The sequence below is a fragment of the Mobilitalea sibirica genome, from assembly GCF_015999265.1.
GTDB classification, from domain to species: Bacteria; Bacillota; Clostridia; order Lachnospirales; family Lachnospiraceae; genus Mobilitalea; species Mobilitalea sibirica.
Genome location: NZ_JAEAGR010000013.1, coordinates 48670 through 66658, shown reverse-complemented (window position 1 = coordinate 66658; position 17989 = coordinate 48670). Strand labels below are relative to the sequence as shown.

Below are 17989 nucleotides of genomic sequence, written 5' to 3'. Positions count from 1 at the left end.
GATCGAAAGATTAAGTCAGGAGAGATCCAAATGTATATGAATAAGGCTCAACAGCAGGCGGTAGTTCATAAAGAGGGACCGATGCTTGTTTTGGCAGGCCCGGGATCGGGAAAAACGCTGGTTATTACGGAGCGTACAAAAAGATTAATTGAACTGTATCAGATACAGGAAAGTAATATCTTAGTTATCACATTTACCAAAGCAGCAGCCAATGAAATGAAAGAACGGTTCTTAAAAAGCATAGGGAAAAACCGTACCGGAGCAAGCTTTGGTACATTTCATGCTGTGTTTTTTACCATATTAAAACATGCATATCGATTAAACTCCAAAAATATAATAAGAGAAGATTTACGGTTTCACTATCTAAAGGAGATTATTCATAGGTTGGAGCTGGAATTTGATGATGAGAAAGATTTTATTATGGATTTACTTAGTGAAATCAGTTTGGTGAAGTCGAATCGTATCAATCTGGAGAATTATTATTCTTCCAACTGTGGGGATGAGATATTTCGTATTATTTATAAAGAATACGATAGTAGGTTAAAACAATCCCACCTGATCGATTTTGATGATATGTTAATACTATGCCATCAGCTACTGAAGGAGAGACAGGATATCCTTAAACAATGGCAGAATAAATTTCAGTATATACTGATAGATGAATTCCAAGATATTAATCAGATACAATATGAAATTGTACGTATGCTTGCCGCACCACAAAACAATTTATTTATTGTTGGAGATGATGATCAGTCTATTTACCGGTTTCGGGGAGCAAAACCGGAGATAATGTTAAACTTCCCTAAGGATTATCCGGGCTGCGAGCGTTTGGTTTTGAGTACAAATTACCGTTCAACAAAAAATATTGTACAGACATCGATCCGGCTTGTATCCCATAATCAGAACCGGTATGAAAAGGAAGTCAATGCGATAAAAGATGAAGGCGGAAAGATTCAAGTGTTACAGTTTCAGAATTTAGCTGAAGAAAATCAAAGGTTATCTGAGGAAATCATAAAATTAAGAAGAGAAGGAATAGCCCTAAAGGATATGGCAATTCTGGTTCGTACCAATATGGGATTTGGTGCACTTCTTCATAAATTGATGGAGTATAATATACCATTTCAAATGAGGGATACGCTACCAAACCTTTATGATCATTGGATAACAAGGGATATTATAGCATATATAAAGCTTGCTATGGGGAGCGTGGAAAGAAGTCTATTTTTACAGATTATTAACCGGCCGAAACGTTATGTTAGCCGGGAATGCTTTGATACTCCTGAGATTAATTTCGAAGATGTAAAGAGTTATTATGAGGATAAGAGTTGGATGTTAGAGCGCCTTGAGCAGATGGAATACGATCTTTATGCGATTTCCAAGATGGGACCTTTTGCCGCTGTAAATTATATTAGACGGGGTGTAGGGTATGAGGATTATTTAAAGGAATACAGTGAACAGAGGAAAATAAAAACAGAAGATTTACTTGAAATACTGGATGAACTTCAGGAAAGTGCCAAGAGCTATCAAACCTTTGAAGCGTGGTTTGGTTATATGGAAGCATACAAAGAAGAACTAAAGCAACAGGCCGAAGAAAGCAAAAGAGATAACATTGACAGAATTACGATAGCTACCATGCATAGTTCTAAGGGATTGGAATTTGAAGTGGTATTTATTGTTGATGCCAATGAAGGTATTACACCCCATAAAAAAGCGGTTTTGGCAGCTGATATAGAAGAGGAACGACGATTGTTCTATGTGGCAATGACCCGAGCGAAAGAGTATCTATATATTTTAAGTGCAAAAGATCGCTATAATAAAAATATGGAAATCTCCAGATTTGTGAGTGAGTTAAAAGAAGACAAGAAGTAAATAAAATCAGTATATCATAGATAACAGTAAGCGCAGACATTGGTAATGGAACAAGAAGAATGGAAGTATTTTCCACAGGACGAGAAAAGACAGTCCTTAAATTTGTTGAGGGTATTATGGATAATCCTTATCATAACCTCAAATTTAAGAACTGTCTTTTTAAGTTACGTAATAAATCAATATGGTTGTTTCTTATAGGATGTTATTTCATTCCTTTTCTTCTTCCAATTCATCCTCATCAAAATCTTCATCAAACATTTCATCGTATTCCTGTGAATCTAATATTTCTTCAAAAGCATCAGCAACTGCCTCGAATTCATCATCATCTTCAATGTTTAATAATTCGGGATCACCATTTTCATCTTGGATGTAGCGATACAAAAATACATTATCATCATCTTCTTCTCCTTCTTCCGGTTGAAGAGCAATGTAATCTTTGTCATCGACAGAGAAAATATCTAACACAATACAATTTAACTCTGTACCATCGTCTAATGATAAGGTGATTGAATCATGTTCATACTCATGATCATGTCCACAGCCGCAGCTGTCACTGTGAATGTGTTCGCTCATAATACTACTACCTCACTTTTTAAAATTTACCTCAAAAAAATGATAGAGGAATATAAGTAGAATGTACCAGATTGAGGAAAAAAATGCAAGGGAAAAAACTTAAATAAATTTAAAAATAAATATTGACTTTAATCTTAAATATCATAAAATAAATACGTGGAAACTTAGTTAAATGTGTAGAGAGGGGTACATTTTGGTGGCTGCAACCAATGCAAATGAGAGCAAAATAAAAACAGATTATAGGTTTGAACTTAAAAGTAATACCGATTATCAAACCAAAGATAATTATAAAGTAAGAGAGAATCAAACATACAGAGATAACTTTAAGCCGAAAGATAGTTATAATACGAAACACACCTATAAATCAAGTGAAAGCAACTTCCGACCGGAAAATAATTCTAAGAACAAAGAGACTGTTTCTTATGTGGGTAAACAGGGAGAGGGCCGGAATAAAAACTCCGGTTGGAAAAACAAAGAGTTTCAGAGAAGCGTCTTTATTGATAAGGATGAAGATACAGATGGTAAAGGATCAAGAAACTTCCGAACAGGAGATACAAGAACAAAAAGCTCTCAGAATAAAGAAAAAGAACAACAACCGGATAAATTCGAAACAATTAAGAGATTAGAGCGGGAAAAAAAGGCGATGCAAAAGAAATATAAGGATGAAGAGCCAAAGAAGCCAAAACGCCCCGTAATGAAAGAAAAGAGAAGTTCAAAAAATGAATGGACAAAGAGCTATCAATTTGGTCTGCTCGATGAAGAGGATGATTACTTTTCTTTTTAATTGAACAACTCTAAAATAGGGTTTTTCATACATCTGATAATATATGAAGTATTACTTTTGTATAGCTTGGCAGTCGAATAGAGCTATGATATAATTAATATAATTATTTTGGAGCTGTTTCAAAATAATCAATGGGAATATAATTTACCTCACACACAGATTGAAGGACATATTTTCGATTTTGTAGGCCTTGTTCGAATATTTCTGTTCGCACTAGGCATTACAAAATCAGCAACATGTCTGTCAAACAGTGCATTACGGTGAAATCATATTCCCTGTTTGACTATTTTGAAACAGCCGCTTTTATGTTTGGGAGATTTCTATGTTAGATAGAACAAAGAATGTTAAGATATCAGTGCGTAATCTGGTTGAATTTATACTTCGCTCCGGTGATCTTGATAATACCAGAGCTAGAAGCGATGCAGATTCAATGCAGGCAGGAAGTAGAATTCATCGTAAGCTGCAAAAACAGATGGGACCTAATTATACAGCAGAAGTACCGCTTATAATAACAGTACCCGTTACTTGGGATGATATCTCCTTTGAACTTACGGTAGAAGGTAGGGCAGATGGGGTTATTAATAATAATACGATAAGGGATGACTTTTCTGTATTGCTGTTCGAGGAGAAAGACCTAAATCCTCCTGAGATTATAATCGATGAAATCAAGGGAGTCTATAGGGAATTATCACATTTGTCTGAACCTATAGGGGTTCATAGAGCACAGGCAATGTGTTATGCTTACATCTATGCTACGAAATATGACCATGCAAAGATAGGAATTCGAATTACCTATTGTAATATTGAAACAGAGAATCTGAAATATTTTGATGAAACTTTTACTTATGAGGAATTAAGTATATGGTTTGAGAAATTAACAAAGGAATATGGTAAATGGGCGGTCTGGCAGTTAAAGTGGAATGAAAAACGGACAAAAGCAATTAAGACGTTGGACTTTCCTTTCTCATACAGAGAAGGACAGAAGGAGCTGGTAACCGGAGTATATAAGACAATTCTGCGTAAGAAGAAGCTTTTCATAGAAGCTCCTACGGGAGTTGGGAAAACGATATCCACTGTATTTCCCTCGGTAAAAGCCATGGGAGAGGGCATTGTAGAAAAACTATTCTACCTTACAGCGAAAACAATTACAAGGACCGTAGCCGAGGATACCTTTCGAATTCTTCAGGATAATGGTTTACATCTGAAGGTAGTTACAATTACAGCGAAGGAAAAGATCTGTATCTTAGATAAACCGGACTGCAATCCCGGAGCCTGTCCTAGAGCAAAAGGTTATTTTGATAGAGTAAATGACGCGGTATATGATCTGCTTACCAATGAAAATGATATTACGAGAGAACTGATTAAGGATTATGCTACGAAGCATTGTGTCTGTCCTTTTGAGATGTGCTTAGATGTAAGTTTGTGGGCAGATGCTATTATCTGTGATTATAATTATGTATTTGATCCCAATGTTTATTTAAGAAGATTTTTTATGAATGATAAGCAAAACGATTATGTATTTTTGATTGATGAGGCTCACAATCTTGTTGAGCGGGCAAGAGAGATGTATAGCGCAGTATTGTATAAAGACAGTTTTCTGGAAGTAAAGAGATTAATAAAAGATAAAAGTATGAAACTGGCTAAGCACCTGGATCATTGTAATAATGATTTATTAAAGCTTCGCAGGGATTGTGATGAATTTGAGGTGCTGGATAATATTAATGGCTTTTGCATGCATTTAATGGGGCTTATGGCTGAATATGAGGTGTTTTTACAAGAGAATGTAATTATCGAAGGGAAAGATGAAGTTTTAAAGCTTTATCTGGATATCAGACATTTTCTGGGTATGCATGAGATACATGATGATAATTATACTATATATACTGATTATGATGAAGGCGATCAATTCAGGATTAAATTGCAGTGTATGGATCCTTCGAGAAACTTAAATAATTGTTTGATCAGAGGAAGAAGTGCGGTACTTTTTTCGGCTACCTTACTTCCGATCGGGTATTATATGGAACAATTGGGAGGCAGTAAAGATGACTATGCGGTCTATGCTCCTTCTTCGTTTCTGCCAGAGAACCGTCTAATCTTAATCGGAGCTGATGTAAGTACCAAATATACCAGAAGAAACGAAAGAGAGTATAAGAAAATCCTTGGTTATATTAAGGATTTCACGAAGGCCAGAACCGGGAATTATATGGTATTCTTTCCCTCTTATCAGATGCTTCAGACCATAGCAGAGCTAGCCGGTGATGAAATTGAGGGTTTGGTGATACAAAGTAGCAGTATGACCGAGACAGAGAGAGAACTATTTTTAGAGGAGTTTGTGGAAGAACCTCAAATAAGCCGGGTGGGCTTTTGCGTCATGGGAGGCATCTTTAGTGAAGGGATTGATCTAAAAAGTAATCGTCTGATTGGTGCTGTGATTGTAGGTACCGGATTACCAATGGTATGTAATGAGAGAGAGCTGTTTCGAGGATATTTTGATGAAAAGAACGGTAAGGGTTTTGACTATGCATATCTGTATCAGGGTATGAATAAAGTCCTCCAATCCGCAGGACGAGTTATACGGACTAAGGAGGACCGTGGAGCGATACTTCTATTAGATGAAAGATTTACCCAGCAACAATATATTAATTTGTTTCCAAGGGAATGGTTCCCGAACCTATGTGTTAATCAGACAACTATGCCTAGTACTTTATCTGAATTTTGGGAGAGAGTGACGGGGAAGCATAAGAGTAAATGAATAAGAAATATCATATTTTACAATTTATAAAAACGGCACACTTGTATCAAAACAAGGGTGCCGTTACTTATTGTCTTGTGATATGACAACTTTAAAAATGTAAGGAGCTATTCGAATATCTAAAATCTGATTCTTTAGCGAGAAAATTCTTGCCGGATACAGCCTTAAAAAATTGATTGGTCAGATGGAACCATAATGCACCGACGATACCACCAATTACTGCAAAAATTACGTCATCAATATCGGTACGAGCTTCAAATAAAAAGTATTGTACTACTTCAAGAGCCAGTGGGACGAATAATAAAGAGAGGGCTCTAAGGATACGAGAACGTCTGCGTAGTACCAGTATGATATAAAATCCATAAGGGACATATAATAAAATACGGCTAAGTAAATATGTGATAATATCCTTTATAGGAATTAAATCATTAAGATAATCTTCAATGAGTGAAGATACAGACATGAATGGAGTGAAATTTATATCTTCAACCACATATGGATAAGCCCAGGGAAATGACCCATCAGTAAAGTATCCGTAAATCATAATTCCTATATAAAATAATAGTAAGATAATACTGTTATTACGATAAAAATGATGAAAGCCTTCTATTCTTGATCCATAATCAAGCATATTACGAAAGAAACAATGGATGGTAGGAATAAACCAATTAACCGCTACAATACCGAATAGATAGATAGTATAAGGAATAAAACTTTGATCTTTTCCATAATAAGTTAATACAGTTATAATCAAACTAATAAATACAGTTAAAACAGAATAGATAAAACTTGATTCATAAGTAAGGGATTGCTCAATCAAGATATGAATACATATGATTGATATCAAACAGGAAATACCCAGAAACAGATAAACGGATGCAAAGAAGTAATATGCCGCAAACTGTACTAGGATTGTTATGATACTTAAAAATACGATTAATGAAGATATTCCGGTATAGGAACGTCTTTGCATCATTTCACCAGCTTTCTTTATAATATCATCCTTATCTGCCCGGGAATACAGCTTACTTTAATATGGGAGCAGACTGCCGGAACTTCTCCGTCTGTATGAACAGCGGAAGTTTGGCTTGCTTTAATTTCGATCTCTGAACAGTGAAAGGCTTCCACGCCTTTAAAGTAGATATGTTTACCAAAAAGAATCGTTGGCAGTAGAAGTGCAATTTTACCACGGCTTAATCCATGTACCAAACAGATGCTCAGTTTTCCGTCGGAGGGATCTGCATTCGGTGCCATTAAAAGTCCGCCACCTTCGTACTTATGGATCATATTGGACACTAACAGAATGTTTTTGTAGGTGTCTTTTTTCATGCCGTCAACCATTACGGTTCCATCCAGATGCTTAATTCCAATCAGTTGTTTAATGGCAATTGCCAGATAAATGAATTTACCTGCACCAAAGCGATTGAGTTTCTTTTTTAATGGAGATTGTTGCACCTCCATGCAGACATTTGCATCATATCCAATACCACTGGAACAGCAAAATTTACGAGGCGCCTGATCTGTATCAATAAAGTTTATTATACCTAAATCTAAATACTTAAAATTCGTAGGTTTTAAAATTCTTTCAAGAGATTTTAATGGATCCTTTAAAATTCCTAGGCTTCTTGCTAAATCATTACTGGAACCGGAGGGAATATAACCCAAAAGCACATCGTTAAAATCAGGGATGCCATTGATTACTTCATTTAAGGTTCCGTCTCCGCCTAAGACAACAATGTTCTTTATTTCTAAGGTTTTATTGCATATTTGCTCCGCAATTTCAGAAGCATGTCCAACATACCGGGTAAAGTAAGCGTTATATGTTATGTTTTTATGATCCAGCTCGCTTTTAACTGCCCACCAGAAACGAATTCCTTTACCGGAGCTTGATTTGGGGTTAACAATGAAATGATACATGAAGTTATCTCTCCCTTGGTCGCAACATAACCAGATAATTATTATTTTATATATTATAAATATTATATTATATTGTTTTTATTGTCAATCATTTGAAAAGGATAATTCCTTTAATTCAACAAAATATTTAATTTGGTTTCTGTCAGTCCATGAACAGGCACAGTTCTGTCCTTCAATCATAATATATATAGAACAACAAAAGCGCTCAGCATGTTGCTCATTTAATATGTGAAAGGAGAGGCTATTTTATGGATAGACGAAACTATCGTAATATGGGAAATGGCTATGGATGCAGAGGAGTTTCACCATATAAATCAAAAGAACCTGTTTGCAGTGATGTCATTGATGATTATGGCCGGAAAGATGTATGCGAAAGAGATGAGGTTTTTGAACTTGACCGTTTTCCCATCGGAATGTGCTATGTACCATGGCAATGTTTTAGGGATCTGTATGAAAATGAATTTGTTGCACTAGATAATGGAACACTTTTTAAGGAGTTGGATTTAGACTGGTATGGAAGGGGTTGTAAATAATATGAGTATGGATGTAACGAAAAGAGATAAATTGTTTGCTTGTATTATGGCAACAAGTTTTGTCCTGGATGACCTTAGACTGCTCCTGGATACCCATCCTACAGATCAAGCAGCTCTTGAATACTGGGAGAAGTATGAAAGAGTGAGAAATGAAGCTGTTAAGGAATATACCAAGTGCTACGGACCAATTAATATGTATGATGTGGATGTTAATAATTATTGGACCTGGGTGAATGAGCCTTGGCCTTGGGAAGGAAGGTGCTAGTGTATGTGGAGCTATGAAAAAAGATTACAATATCCTGTAAATATTACTCATACAAATCCGAAGCTTGCTATGGTTATTATGAGTCAATTTGGCGGACCATAATGCAACAACCTATAACCTATGAGTAATATAAATAAACGTCAATATGTTCTAGTTTTTTATTGTATACTATTTTCTTTACAGCGCTTCTAATTGCGTTGCTTTTTGCTTCTTTATCTGCATCAGAAATTAAAATAGCGTAAACAGTTTTTAGATTGTAAATCATTTGATCCTTGGTCTTGTCTGTCTTTTTAATATTTTTGATTGATTTCATTTGCTGTTGTAGATATTCTCTTTCCTTTTGGATATTATTTTTGTTTGCTTTGTATTCATCAATAGAATCAATTCCGTTAATATAAGCATCTTTAATTCGACTTTCTTTTATTTCAAGTCTTTTAACGGATCGCTTAAGCATATCTAGCTTATCTTTATTTTCATCAATAACTAATATTTCATAGTCAAATTCACCTGTTTGAATCAGTTCTTTTAATGTTTTAATAACAGCATTTTCGATCTTGTTATAAGATACATAATGAGATTCATTACATTTACCTTTTGAATACGAATTGCACTGATATCCTCCAGATTTACTTCCAGAGGAAACTAAAGCGCTATTACAGTTACTACACACAATAAGTCCACCTAGCCAGTGAGCTAGAACTGAATTTGGCTTGGATTTTCTTGATCTAAACTCACTTAATAGCTTTTTGTTAGCCTTGTCCCAGGTGCTTTCAGATACAATAGGGTTATGATCACCTTTTTTTATTATGATATCGTCTAATATGTTTTTTTGTTCTCTTAAATCTGTTTTACCATTTGGGTTCCATCTAACAAAACCTTTATATATAGGGTTTTGGATAATATATTTAACAGTTCTATTTTCAAATTGATTTCCTCTATTTGTTTTAACGCCCATATCATTAAGCATACGAGCAATAGAGAAGAAATTTTGCGAATGATTTAAATACAAATCATATATTTTATTTACAATCAGCGCTTTTCCCTCATCTATGAGTAATCGTCCTTCGCTCAAAGTATAACCAAACGGCGCTCCAGCTTGGTATTCGCCTCGCAATGCTTTTTCTGTCATTCCTTTTTTTACTTCTTCAGATAGTCTTATTGAGTAATATTCATCCATCCATTCGATAATTCGTTCGATTAATGTTCCAAAAGGTCCATCAATAATGGGCTCAGTTATACTTATTACATCTACACTATTCTTTTTTAACAATGATTTATAAACAATGCTTTCCTCTTGGTTCCTAGCAAACCTAGAGTACTTCCATACAAGTATTACATCGAAGGGATGCTCCTTAGACTTGGCCATACCTATCATTTTTTGAAACTGCGGACGCTTTTCGGCTCTTTTCCCCGAGATTCCGTCATCAATAAAGATATATTGATTTGACACACTATAGTTGTTTTTCTTAGCAAAGTCCGTTAATAATCGTCTTTGTGCATCAGGTGAGTACTCAATTTGATCATCTGTGCTAACTCTTATATATAAGGCTGCTAATTTCATGCGAATCACTTCCTAAAAGATTTTACCAACATTCAACGTTGGATAGAAATAAATTATGTAATTATCAAGTTTAGTATAAATTCCATATTTTGATTTATAGCAAGATAACGCATCCTCAAAAAAATCTTTTGTTACGTCCAGAAATTCAGCTATTTGATAAACATCCTTGCATCCTGCTTCAAAGGCATTTATTATGCCTACCAATCCTATTTTTATATCGTATGCCACTTTTCGCGCTCTATATTCTTGCTTTTGGTTGTCCTGTATTTTTTGGTCAAGAATATCACCAATAGAAGTTAAATGATGTCCTATTTCTTCTGCTAGAACACATCCTTTTTCTGACTGAGTCATGTTCTTATCAATAGCTATACAACTATCATAATAAAGCCCTTTTAAGCCGTTTATCTTACTTAGATCAGTTTCCATTATAAACAGATCATCGTATTGTAATTGTAATTCTTCATATGTCAATCAATCGCCCTCTTTAAATTTAATAATAAAAAGTTAACATATCTAACGGACAAACGATGTCTACTTTTTGTTTTTTCTTGCGGCTAACAGTAATTGCTTATATTCCTCAATTTTTTTCAATTCTTCAGGAGTCCAATTTTCACTATCATCTTTATGAGCAGCAACAGTGCTAATATAAGGTGCTGTATCTTCTTTAAGTACATCGCCATTAGATAAATCATCATAGTGAATCAAGGGAATATCCTCCCATCCCATCAGATATCCTGGCGGACAGTGAAAAATTTCAGCAAGTTGAGCTATTGTCTCATGTTTAATGTTTTTTATCTCGCCGCTCTCATATCTTTGCACAGTAGCTTCCTTTACACCAAGTGCTTCTGCAACCTGTAGAAGAGTCATATCTAAAGCAAGTCTTCTTTCTTTAATTCTTTCGTTCAAAATACTCATATTTATCTATCCTTTCTATGGAATTTACAATATTTACTATATCACTTTCTTACGCGTAATGCAACATTTTTTTTGCAAATTATAAAAAAACTTACGCATCACGTATTGACATACCATAAAATAGGTGATAACATAAACTTACGTAATAAGTAAGTATGAAAGGAGGTACTATATGGCAAGTATCTATAAAACTGATATTATTGCACTAAAAAAACTAATGGTTGAAAAAGAAATTGCAACAATTAGTGATTTGTCAAAACTGTCTGGGATCAATAGAAACACGCTTTCCAGCGTGTTAAATGGAGATGCTCAACCGTCAGCAGAAGTCATGGATAAACTTGTTTCCACTCTTGATATTGAACCCGAAATAGCTGGATGTATTTTTTTTAGCCTGAACTTACGCAGTAAGTAAGAATGTTTTTTCTGGAAACAAGTACAACCAATACTGCATACAAATTAATGGAGGTGGTAATTTGAAAAAAGAAATAACATCAACTATATATGTAAGCATAAATGGAGAGTACCGCCTTTGGGATAGCTTGTCAATGGAAGAAAAGAAAGACATATCCATTAATTTAAATGATAGAGCTATGCAGGCTATTGGGTATCAACGCAAAGACAAAACCGCCTAGGCGGTTACCGGCGGACAAGCCAGAAAGGAGGACGAGCCTTGAAACATTACATAACTAAGTACGAGGAAAACGGTACTCGATATGCTGAGGCATGGTTACAAATAAATTTATTTGGTAAATGCTTATGCTTCTGGAAAAAGAAAATCAGAGTATGAGCCACTGTTTAGTCGGTAGAAAGGAGGACAAGCCTTGATATTGATATCAAAGAAGAAATTTAAAGCCTTAGAAAAGAGAATTGCTGACCTTGAAGGGCAAGTTCAGGGCCAGCAGGTCATAAGTGTAGATTTAGTAACAAATACAATTAGTTATCAGTTGCAAGAACTTCACAAAGAACAGAGTAAAGCAGTTGTCTACTAAATACGATCGATTCTGAAAATGCGAATAATGCAAGATCGGTGTTAGAAATTTTTCCATTGTCATTTGCATGTTCTTTGAGTTTGTTTTCGAAATATTTATCCGCAACTACTTTTTCACTCAAGGATTTAGATTTTTCCATTATGATTTCACTAAGTTGTTCCTTTGTCATTGAGTACATCTCCCTTCCTATGTATTTCAGCCCTTCAGCTGATAAGGAGATTATACCACAATTTAACAAAAAGTTACATGGAAGTAGGTGATAAAAACGAAACAGCAAATACAACAGCTGGCCGCATTCTTTATACTGGTAATCGGGATAGCTGCAATAGTTCTACTGACAGGAGCCATGGTCAATCAATTCATAAAGCCAGGTACATATTTATCCGGAATGGCTGTAGCAGGGATTGCACTTTATTTTGATGCCGGTTGGATAGACAAGCACTTCATTGATGGAGAATGGATATAAGGAAGGAGGGAGTACATAGTGGCAGGAAGAGTAAAACATATGAAAAGGAGCCATAAGACGATTAATAAGCATTATAACGAGTATCAACGTAAAGCATCTGTAGTAGAAAGCCGTAAGTACGAAATGTCATTGTTCGACAGATTGAGAAGTCGTTTTAAGCATCAGGACAGGTAAGGAGGATCATATGAGCAAGATATTCAACACCGGATTCACAAAGGAATTTTTAGATGATGTAGCTGAGCAGAGAGACCAGATGTACATATGCATTAGTGAAGCGAATAGAGCTGATGAATTTAGCACTTTTAATGATATTGAAATAGCAAGAGCTCAGCTTCATGAAGCAAAAGGTATGTATGCAGTTCTTAGTGGTCTTGGGTTCTTATCTGATATTGATAAAGAGACCATTTCAAAAGAGCTAGAACGACTTACTGAGAAGCTAATCTATATCAGACGGGAGAAGCATCGGATGAACGGTATATTAATGAGAACACGTTAGGAGGCTTCTATGAGAGTAAAGAAATGTGTTTATTGTAGACAGGTATGGGGTATTAGTATTCATCAATGTATTCCGCGATCAGGATACGAGTGCCCAAGGTGTACCGGTAAAAGAAAACGAGCCCAGCTGAGTGCGAATCAGCAAAGGCCCAAAGCAAAATTAATCTAAGGTGAGTATATCACTAAATTTAAAGGAGGTCAAATCAAATTATGGCAAAGGGAATTATTAGGAAAATCGATGAACTCGGGAGAATTACCATCCCGATCGAATACAGAAGGTCAACAGGCATTGAAGTATTAGAACCATTGGATTTGTATTTTGAAGGCAATGTTATTCATCTGAAAAAGGGTAAAGGCAGAAAGTTGGATGAGCTTGGTAGATATACTATCCCAAGTGAGATCCGAGAGAAGTTTGGGTACCAGGAGAGACAGCCTCTGGAGATATATTGTGAAGGCGACGAGATCTGCATCCGGAAAGAAGGGTGTGAATGGTGTAGTAGCACTGATGATCTTATTAAGATAGGTGAACATCTTCTGTGTAAGAAATGTGCTTATGCTGTTGTTGATGCAGTTATGGAGGAATAGCCTATGACTGAACTACGAATTTTTAAGAATGAGGAATTTGGTGAAATTAGAACACAAGTAATCAATGGTAATCCATGGTTAGTTGGAAAGGATGTTGCAGATGTTTTGGGCTATGCAAATACAAATGATGCGTTAATCAGACACGTTGACAAGGAAGATAGAGCTAACCTCGTGATTTACGATGGCAGACAAGAGAGAACAATGGTAGGTGTAAATGAGAGTGGCTTATATGCTCTAATCTTTGGTAGTAAGTTAGAAGCCGCAAAGAAATTTAAGCATTGGGTTACATCAGAGGTTCTTCCCTCCATCCGTCAAAACGGTGGTTACATAGCAAATCAAGAAAACCTTACGGATTCCGAACTCTTGGCGAAAGCTGTAGTACTTGCTAATAATGTGATAGCGCAGAAGGATAAGCAAATAGCTGAACAGAAACCAAAAGTACTCTTTGCTGATGCGGTATCCTCTAGTCGTACATCAATTTTGGTTGGTGAATTAGCTAAGCTTTTAAGGCAGAACGGTGTAGATATCGGTGGCATAAGGCTCTTTGAATGGCTCAGAGATAACGGATATTTAATTAAGCGCAAGGGAACTGATTGGAATATGCCAACTCAGTATTCAATGGATCTTGAGTTATTTGAGATTAAGGAAAGCACTCATCTGGATGGAAACGGCTGTAACATAACCAAAAAGACACCTAAAGTAACCGGTAAAGGACAGCAATACTTTATCAATAAGTTTTTAGGAGAATAAATTATGGCATATTATCACACTTGCTCTGAATGTGGCGCATTTCTTGATCCTGGAGAAAAGTGTGATTGCTCCAAAAAGTCAGAGCAGCTTCGAAAAAAATATGAACAATTAACTGCCGTTACCAATGACGGTCAAATAGTATTAGGAGGGAACTTAATTGAAAATTGTAAAAATCAAAATAAAAAACCTATTTGGCATTAAAGAGTATGAAGCCGATGGGAGATCAATAGAATTAACCGGTAAAAATGGAGCCGGTAAGACATCAGTCATTGATGCAATTAGGTATGCACTCACCAATAAGAGTGATAGGGAGTACATAGTAAGGAACGGAGAGACAGAGGGAGAGATTCTCATTGAAACTGATAACGGGATCAGAATCGACCGGAAACCTCGTACCCAGCAGACTGATTATAAAAGTGTCAAGCACAATGGTATGGAGGTTGGTAGCCCAGAAACATTCTTGAAAGATATTTTTACCACACTGCAGCTTTCACCGGTTGAATTTATGGCCATGGATAAGAAACAACAGAACGCAATTATCTTGGACATGATTGAATACGACTGGTCCTTACAAACAATCAAGGAGTGGTTTGGAGAGATCGTGCCGGATATCAATTATGAGCAGAACATTCTTCAGGTTCTTAATGATATTCAATCTGAAAAAGGCTATTACTTTATGAAGCGTCAAGACATCAATCGTGATGCTAGAAATAAGAGGGCCTTCATAGAAGAGATTGCGGAGAATATCCCTGAAGGATACGAAGCGGAGAAGTGGGAGAAGGCAAGTCTTAATGAGATTTATACCGAGATAGAGCGAATCCGTAAGGAAAATGAGACTATCGATAAGGCACTACAGCTTATCGAGAATCGCAACAATAAGGTACGAAAGTTTGAAGCTGATAAAGAGATTGCAATCGCAGCACTTGACCGTGAATTTGATACCAGAGCCAATCAAATTGATAGAGACATAGCAAGCCTTAAGGCCCAGATAAAAGCTCTGGAAACAGAACGTGACGGCCTTGCAGACAAAAAGAAAGACAAGTTATCTGTTATAGAAAATCAGTATACAGCAGCTGTTGCTAAGTATGATGCTGAAGTGGAGGAATACAAGGAATACGTTGGTAAAGAAAAGAAGTCTACACTAGAGCTTTCAGAAAAGGCAGCTATGGTCGAGAAGATGAAATCACACATTAATGAGTATCACCGGATGGTTAACCTGCAGAATGAGGTTGAGGATCTACTAGCAGAGTCTGCAGATCTTACGAGAAAGATAGAAAAAGCCAGAACTCTTCCGGGTGAAATTCTTGAAACAGCTACTATTCCGATTAAAGGCCTTACAGTAAAGGACGGTGTTCCCTTGATTAATGGTCTTCCAGTATCCAACTTATCTGACGGTGAGAAGCTTGACCTATGCATTGATGTTGCTATCCAGAAGCCTAATGGTCTGCAGATTATTCTTATTGATGGTGTAGAGAAGTTATCTACAGATCTGAGAACAAAGCTTTATGAGAAGTGTAAGTCCAAGGGATTACAGTTTATAGCTACCAGAACCACGGATGATGAAGATCTAACCGTAGTGGAATTATAGGAGGTAACTGATGGGAAATGAATTATCAGTACAAGACGGTTTTATGCCGGTTAAAACAAGCCAAACGGAAATGATGATATCAAGACAGGCACAGGAAGTACAAGCAGCTATGGTTATCGCTAAAAAATTTCCAAGAGATGAGTACGAAGCTATGCAAAAGATTAAGCGAGCATGTCAGAGGCAGACATTAGCGGAGCAAGCTATTTATTCTTATCCTAAGGGCGGTCAGAATGTTTCTGGTCCAAGCATAAGGTTAGCTGAAGCCTTGGCTCAGACCTGGGGGAATATTGACTACGGAGTAATTGAGCTAGAACAGAATAATGGATCATCTGAAATGATGGCTTATGCATGGGATTTAGAGACCAATACTAGGGTAACGAAAATCTTTACTGTGGAACATGTTCGAGACACAAAGAAAGGCAGAGTTGACTTAACCGATGCCAGAGATATTTATGAGGCTACAGCCAATTTTGGAGCCAGAAGAATGAGAGCTTGCATCTTAGGTGTGATTCCGGGTGATGTCGTAGATATGGCTGTTGAAGAATGCAAAGCTACACAAAAGAAAGGCTATGGCGATCTTCCAAGTCAAGAGAAGATAGCGAAGATAGAAAAACTGTTTAAGAAAGATTTCGGTGTAACTAAGTCGCAGCTTGAAGAATATGCAGGGAGGAACTTAGCTGATTTTGGAGCTGAGGAGTGTACTGATCTATGGGGTGTTTATACCGCTTTAAAGAATGCTCAGGGAAAGGTTGAGGATTATTTTAAGACAGTAGCAAAAGCTGAGGATCCTTTCAATAAGGAAGGAAAAACAAATGATCTTAACCAGTGAGAATTACCACAGCCTGGAAGCTAATAAAGAGTATCTGTCAGTATCTCAATATAAAGACTTTGCCGGCACATTAGGAAAGCCTGCATGTGAAGAACAGGCACTTGCAAAACTTAATGGTGATTGGGAAATGGAAATGACTACTGCCTTACTCGTTGGCTCATATGTAGATGCACACTTTGAGAGTACATTAGATGTTTTCAAGGCTAAAAATCCAGAAATATTCACTAAGCAAGGTCAGTTAAAAGCTGAGTATCGAAGAGCAGAAGAAATAATCAATCGTATCGAACGGGATGATTATTTTATGAAGTATATGTCCGGCCAGAAACAGGTAATCATGACAGCTGAGCTTTTTGGTGCCAAGTGGAAAATAAAGATTGATAGTTATCTTGATGACATTGCGATCGTTGATCTGAAAGTGATGGAGAGCCTTACAAAGCAATTTTGGACCAAAGATTTCGGGTACATGGATTTTACCCAATACTGGGGTTATGACATCCAGGGAGCGGTATATCAGGAAGTTGTATATCAGAATACCGGCAAGAGACTTCCGTTCTTCATAGCTGCAGCCTCTAAGGAGAAGGAGCCAAACATAGAGATCATCCAAATTGATGATGATCACCTAAAAGAAAAGCTTTATGAGGTCGAGCAGAACACTCCTAAAATTCTGCTTCTCAAAGATAAGATGGCTGATCCTATCCGATGCGGTATCTGTGATTGGTGTAAGCACACAAAGGTACTCACTAAACCTATTCATTATTCTGAACTGCTAGGTGAAGTATGAAAAGTATAGTAACAGAATTTACTGAAATTTGTTTCTTTTGCGGTAAACCTGCTGAATGTGAGCATCACTTAATATTCGGAAAGGGTAATAGAGATCTATCAGAGGAGGATGGGCTTAAAGTTCCAAGCTGCAACCGATGCCATAATATTGGTACTACTATAGAGCGTATACATGATAATTCCATGGCAGAGAGGTTGTCTAAGATGCTAGGACAGGTAATTTGGGAATCTCATTACGGAGATAGAGAAGCATTCCGCAGAAGATATGGAAAATCTTATTTGTAGTATCTCCGGTATAACATATCACAGTGTCACCGGATTAACTAAACCTTATCCGT

The 17989-nt window shown here is 36.5% G+C and carries 25 protein-coding genes and 1 pseudogene; 19 read left to right on the top strand and 7 right to left on the bottom strand.

Annotated features, from left to right (window positions below; all coding sequences use genetic code 11):
* Positions 1-30 precede the first annotated feature (30 nt).
* Complete coding sequence (locus tag I5677_RS12370) at positions 31-1869, top strand: ATP-dependent helicase (RefSeq protein WP_197661935.1); 1839 nt, start codon at positions 31-33, stop codon at positions 1867-1869.
* A gap of 207 nt (positions 1870-2076) precedes the next feature.
* Here I5677_RS12370 and I5677_RS12365 read toward each other — a convergent pair whose 3' ends face one another.
* A complete protein-coding gene (locus tag I5677_RS12365) occupies positions 2077-2442 on the bottom strand; it encodes a DUF1292 domain-containing protein (protein WP_197661934.1) in 366 nt (121 codons plus the stop codon).
* 196 nt (positions 2443-2638) lie between these two features.
* On the opposite strand from I5677_RS12365, the gene I5677_RS12360 reads away from it, so the two are divergent.
* Together I5677_RS12360 and I5677_RS12355 are read left to right on the top strand one after the other, a co-directional pair.
* Positions 2639-3226: a hypothetical protein gene (locus I5677_RS12360; protein ID WP_197661933.1), complete on the top strand. Its 588-nt coding sequence runs from the start codon at positions 2639-2641 to the stop codon at positions 3224-3226.
* 322 nt (positions 3227-3548) lie between these two features.
* Complete coding sequence (locus tag I5677_RS12355; protein WP_197661932.1) at positions 3549-5978, top strand: ATP-dependent DNA helicase; 2430 nt, start codon at positions 3549-3551, stop codon at positions 5976-5978.
* Positions 5979-6069: 91 nt separating this feature from the next.
* Here the strand turns inward: I5677_RS12355 and I5677_RS12350 are convergent, their stop codons facing one another.
* Together I5677_RS12350 and I5677_RS12345 are read right to left on the bottom strand one after the other, a co-directional pair.
* Complete coding sequence (locus I5677_RS12350) at positions 6070-6954, bottom strand: VanZ family protein (RefSeq protein ID WP_197661931.1); 885 nt, start codon at positions 6952-6954, stop codon at positions 6070-6072.
* 14 nt (positions 6955-6968) lie between these two features.
* Positions 6969-7895, bottom strand: a complete 927-nt coding sequence (locus I5677_RS12345; RefSeq protein ID WP_197661930.1) for a diacylglycerol/lipid kinase family protein — start codon at positions 7893-7895, stop codon at positions 6969-6971.
* 248 nt (positions 7896-8143) lie between these two features.
* On the opposite strand from I5677_RS12345, the gene I5677_RS12340 reads away from it, so the two are divergent.
* The 3 genes and pseudogenes from I5677_RS12340 to I5677_RS17495 form a co-directional block, all read left to right on the top strand.
* Positions 8144-8428 carry a spore coat associated protein CotJA gene (locus I5677_RS12340; protein WP_243456593.1) on the top strand — a complete coding sequence of 95 codons (285 nt, stop codon included), beginning with the start codon at positions 8144-8146 and terminating at the stop codon, positions 8426-8428.
* Positions 8429-8435: 7 nt separating this feature from the next.
* The gene (locus tag I5677_RS12335) at positions 8436-8693 is read left to right on the top strand and encodes a spore coat protein CotJB (protein ID WP_197661929.1); all 258 of its coding nucleotides are present in this window, start codon (positions 8436-8438) and stop codon (positions 8691-8693) included.
* 3 nt (positions 8694-8696) lie between these two features.
* Positions 8697-8792 (top strand): annotated as a pseudogene (locus I5677_RS17495) (manganese catalase family protein); the annotation flags it as partial.
* Positions 8793-8811: 19 nt separating this feature from the next.
* Here I5677_RS17495 and I5677_RS12325 read toward each other — a convergent pair.
* From I5677_RS12325 to I5677_RS12315, 3 genes are read right to left on the bottom strand one after another with little or no spacing between them, the layout of a single operon-like run.
* Positions 8812-10254 (bottom strand): recombinase family protein, encoded by a 1443-nt coding sequence (locus I5677_RS12325; protein ID WP_197661928.1) that lies wholly within the window; start codon positions 10252-10254, stop codon positions 8812-8814.
* 12 nt (positions 10255-10266) lie between these two features.
* The gene (locus tag I5677_RS12320) at positions 10267-10725 is read right to left on the bottom strand and encodes an ImmA/IrrE family metallo-endopeptidase (RefSeq protein WP_243456592.1); all 459 of its coding nucleotides are present in this window, start codon (positions 10723-10725) and stop codon (positions 10267-10269) included.
* Positions 10726-10785: 60 nt separating this feature from the next.
* A complete protein-coding gene (locus I5677_RS12315) occupies positions 10786-11169 on the bottom strand; it encodes a helix-turn-helix domain-containing protein (protein ID WP_197661927.1) in 384 nt (127 codons plus the stop codon).
* Between the two features lie 172 nt (positions 11170-11341).
* On the opposite strand from I5677_RS12315, the gene I5677_RS12310 reads away from it, so the two are divergent.
* Positions 11342-11581, top strand: a complete 240-nt coding sequence (locus I5677_RS12310; RefSeq protein ID WP_197661926.1) for a helix-turn-helix domain-containing protein — start codon at positions 11342-11344, stop codon at positions 11579-11581.
* Positions 11582-11642: 61 nt separating this feature from the next.
* Complete coding sequence (locus I5677_RS12305; protein ID WP_197661925.1) at positions 11643-11801, top strand: hypothetical protein; 159 nt, start codon at positions 11643-11645, stop codon at positions 11799-11801.
* Positions 11802-12102: 301 nt separating this feature from the next.
* Here I5677_RS12305 and I5677_RS12300 read toward each other — a convergent pair whose 3' ends face one another.
* Complete coding sequence (locus I5677_RS12300; RefSeq protein WP_197661924.1) at positions 12103-12327, bottom strand: hypothetical protein; 225 nt, start codon at positions 12325-12327, stop codon at positions 12103-12105.
* 87 nt (positions 12328-12414) lie between these two features.
* On the opposite strand from I5677_RS12300, the gene I5677_RS12295 reads away from it, so the two are divergent.
* The 11 genes from I5677_RS12295 to I5677_RS12245 are packed head-to-tail and all read left to right on the top strand — an operon-like array spanning position 12415 to position 17936.
* Positions 12415-12624, top strand: coding sequence for a hypothetical protein (locus I5677_RS12295; protein WP_197661923.1), 210 nt, complete (start codon positions 12415-12417; stop codon positions 12622-12624).
* Positions 12625-12642: 18 nt separating this feature from the next.
* Positions 12643-12798 carry a hypothetical protein gene (locus tag I5677_RS12290; RefSeq protein WP_197661922.1) on the top strand — a complete coding sequence of 52 codons (156 nt, stop codon included), beginning with the start codon at positions 12643-12645 and terminating at the stop codon, positions 12796-12798.
* A 10-nt stretch (positions 12799-12808) separates the two neighbouring features.
* Positions 12809-13120 carry a hypothetical protein gene (locus I5677_RS12285; protein WP_197661921.1) on the top strand — a complete coding sequence of 104 codons (312 nt, stop codon included), beginning with the start codon at positions 12809-12811 and terminating at the stop codon, positions 13118-13120.
* Between the two features lie 9 nt (positions 13121-13129).
* The gene (locus I5677_RS12280) at positions 13130-13288 is read left to right on the top strand and encodes a hypothetical protein (protein WP_197661920.1); all 159 of its coding nucleotides are present in this window, start codon (positions 13130-13132) and stop codon (positions 13286-13288) included.
* A gap of 41 nt (positions 13289-13329) precedes the next feature.
* The gene (locus tag I5677_RS12275; RefSeq protein WP_197661919.1) at positions 13330-13704 is read left to right on the top strand and encodes an AbrB/MazE/SpoVT family DNA-binding domain-containing protein; all 375 of its coding nucleotides are present in this window, start codon (positions 13330-13332) and stop codon (positions 13702-13704) included.
* A gap of 3 nt (positions 13705-13707) precedes the next feature.
* Positions 13708-14454 carry a phage antirepressor gene (locus I5677_RS12270; protein ID WP_197661918.1) on the top strand — a complete coding sequence of 249 codons (747 nt, stop codon included), beginning with the start codon at positions 13708-13710 and terminating at the stop codon, positions 14452-14454.
* Positions 14455-14457: 3 nt separating this feature from the next.
* Complete coding sequence (locus tag I5677_RS12265) at positions 14458-14655, top strand: hypothetical protein (protein ID WP_197661917.1); 198 nt, start codon at positions 14458-14460, stop codon at positions 14653-14655.
* Positions 14612-16042, top strand: coding sequence for an AAA family ATPase (locus I5677_RS12260; RefSeq protein ID WP_197661916.1), 1431 nt, complete (start codon positions 14612-14614; stop codon positions 16040-16042). Before I5677_RS12265 ends, I5677_RS12260 begins: the two co-directional genes overlap by 44 nt.
* A 10-nt stretch (positions 16043-16052) precedes the next feature.
* Positions 16053-16871, top strand: a complete 819-nt coding sequence (locus I5677_RS12255; protein WP_197661915.1) for a hypothetical protein — start codon at positions 16053-16055, stop codon at positions 16869-16871.
* Positions 16855-17652, top strand: coding sequence for a PD-(D/E)XK nuclease-like domain-containing protein (locus I5677_RS12250; protein ID WP_197661914.1), 798 nt, complete (start codon positions 16855-16857; stop codon positions 17650-17652). Before I5677_RS12255 ends, I5677_RS12250 begins: the two co-directional genes overlap by 17 nt.
* Complete coding sequence (locus I5677_RS12245) at positions 17649-17936, top strand: hypothetical protein (RefSeq protein ID WP_197661913.1); 288 nt, start codon at positions 17649-17651, stop codon at positions 17934-17936. The genes I5677_RS12250 and I5677_RS12245 overlap by 4 nt, the downstream gene beginning before the upstream one ends.
* Positions 17937-17989: the final 53 nt, after the last annotated feature.

Excerpts from the sequence above, each read along its gene's own strand:
- I5677_RS12370 (WP_197661935.1), top strand. The coding sequence starts at position 31 with ATGTATATGAATAAGGCTCAACAGCAGGCGGTAGTTCATAAAGAGGGA.
- I5677_RS12365 (WP_197661934.1), bottom strand. The coding sequence starts at position 2,442 with ATGAGCGAACACATTCACAGTGACAGCTGCGGCTGTGGACATGATCAT.
- I5677_RS12355 (WP_197661932.1), top strand. The coding sequence starts at position 3,549 with ATGTTAGATAGAACAAAGAATGTTAAGATATCAGTGCGTAATCTGGTT.
- I5677_RS12350 (WP_197661931.1), bottom strand. The coding sequence starts at position 6,954 with ATGATGCAAAGACGTTCCTATACCGGAATATCTTCATTAATCGTATTT.
- I5677_RS12345 (WP_197661930.1), bottom strand. The coding sequence starts at position 7,895 with ATGTATCATTTCATTGTTAACCCCAAATCAAGCTCCGGTAAAGGAATT.
- I5677_RS12340 (WP_243456593.1), top strand. The coding sequence starts at position 8,144 with ATGGATAGACGAAACTATCGTAATATGGGAAATGGCTATGGATGCAGA.
- I5677_RS12335 (WP_197661929.1), top strand. The coding sequence starts at position 8,436 with ATGGATGTAACGAAAAGAGATAAATTGTTTGCTTGTATTATGGCAACA.
- I5677_RS12325 (WP_197661928.1), bottom strand. The coding sequence starts at position 10,254 with ATGAAATTAGCAGCCTTATATATAAGAGTTAGCACAGATGATCAAATT.
- I5677_RS12315 (WP_197661927.1), bottom strand. The coding sequence starts at position 11,169 with ATGAGTATTTTGAACGAAAGAATTAAAGAAAGAAGACTTGCTTTAGAT.
- I5677_RS12310 (WP_197661926.1), top strand. The coding sequence starts at position 11,342 with ATGGCAAGTATCTATAAAACTGATATTATTGCACTAAAAAAACTAATG.
- I5677_RS12300 (WP_197661924.1), bottom strand. The coding sequence starts at position 12,327 with ATGACAAAGGAACAACTTAGTGAAATCATAATGGAAAAATCTAAATCC.
- I5677_RS12285 (WP_197661921.1), top strand. The coding sequence starts at position 12,809 with ATGAGCAAGATATTCAACACCGGATTCACAAAGGAATTTTTAGATGAT.
- I5677_RS12280 (WP_197661920.1), top strand. The coding sequence starts at position 13,130 with ATGAGAGTAAAGAAATGTGTTTATTGTAGACAGGTATGGGGTATTAGT.
- I5677_RS12275 (WP_197661919.1), top strand. The coding sequence starts at position 13,330 with ATGGCAAAGGGAATTATTAGGAAAATCGATGAACTCGGGAGAATTACC.
- I5677_RS12270 (WP_197661918.1), top strand. The coding sequence starts at position 13,708 with ATGACTGAACTACGAATTTTTAAGAATGAGGAATTTGGTGAAATTAGA.
- I5677_RS12265 (WP_197661917.1), top strand. The coding sequence starts at position 14,458 with ATGGCATATTATCACACTTGCTCTGAATGTGGCGCATTTCTTGATCCT.
- I5677_RS12255 (WP_197661915.1), top strand. The coding sequence starts at position 16,053 with ATGGGAAATGAATTATCAGTACAAGACGGTTTTATGCCGGTTAAAACA.
- I5677_RS12250 (WP_197661914.1), top strand. The coding sequence starts at position 16,855 with ATGATCTTAACCAGTGAGAATTACCACAGCCTGGAAGCTAATAAAGAG.
- I5677_RS12245 (WP_197661913.1), top strand. The coding sequence starts at position 17,649 with ATGAAAAGTATAGTAACAGAATTTACTGAAATTTGTTTCTTTTGCGGT.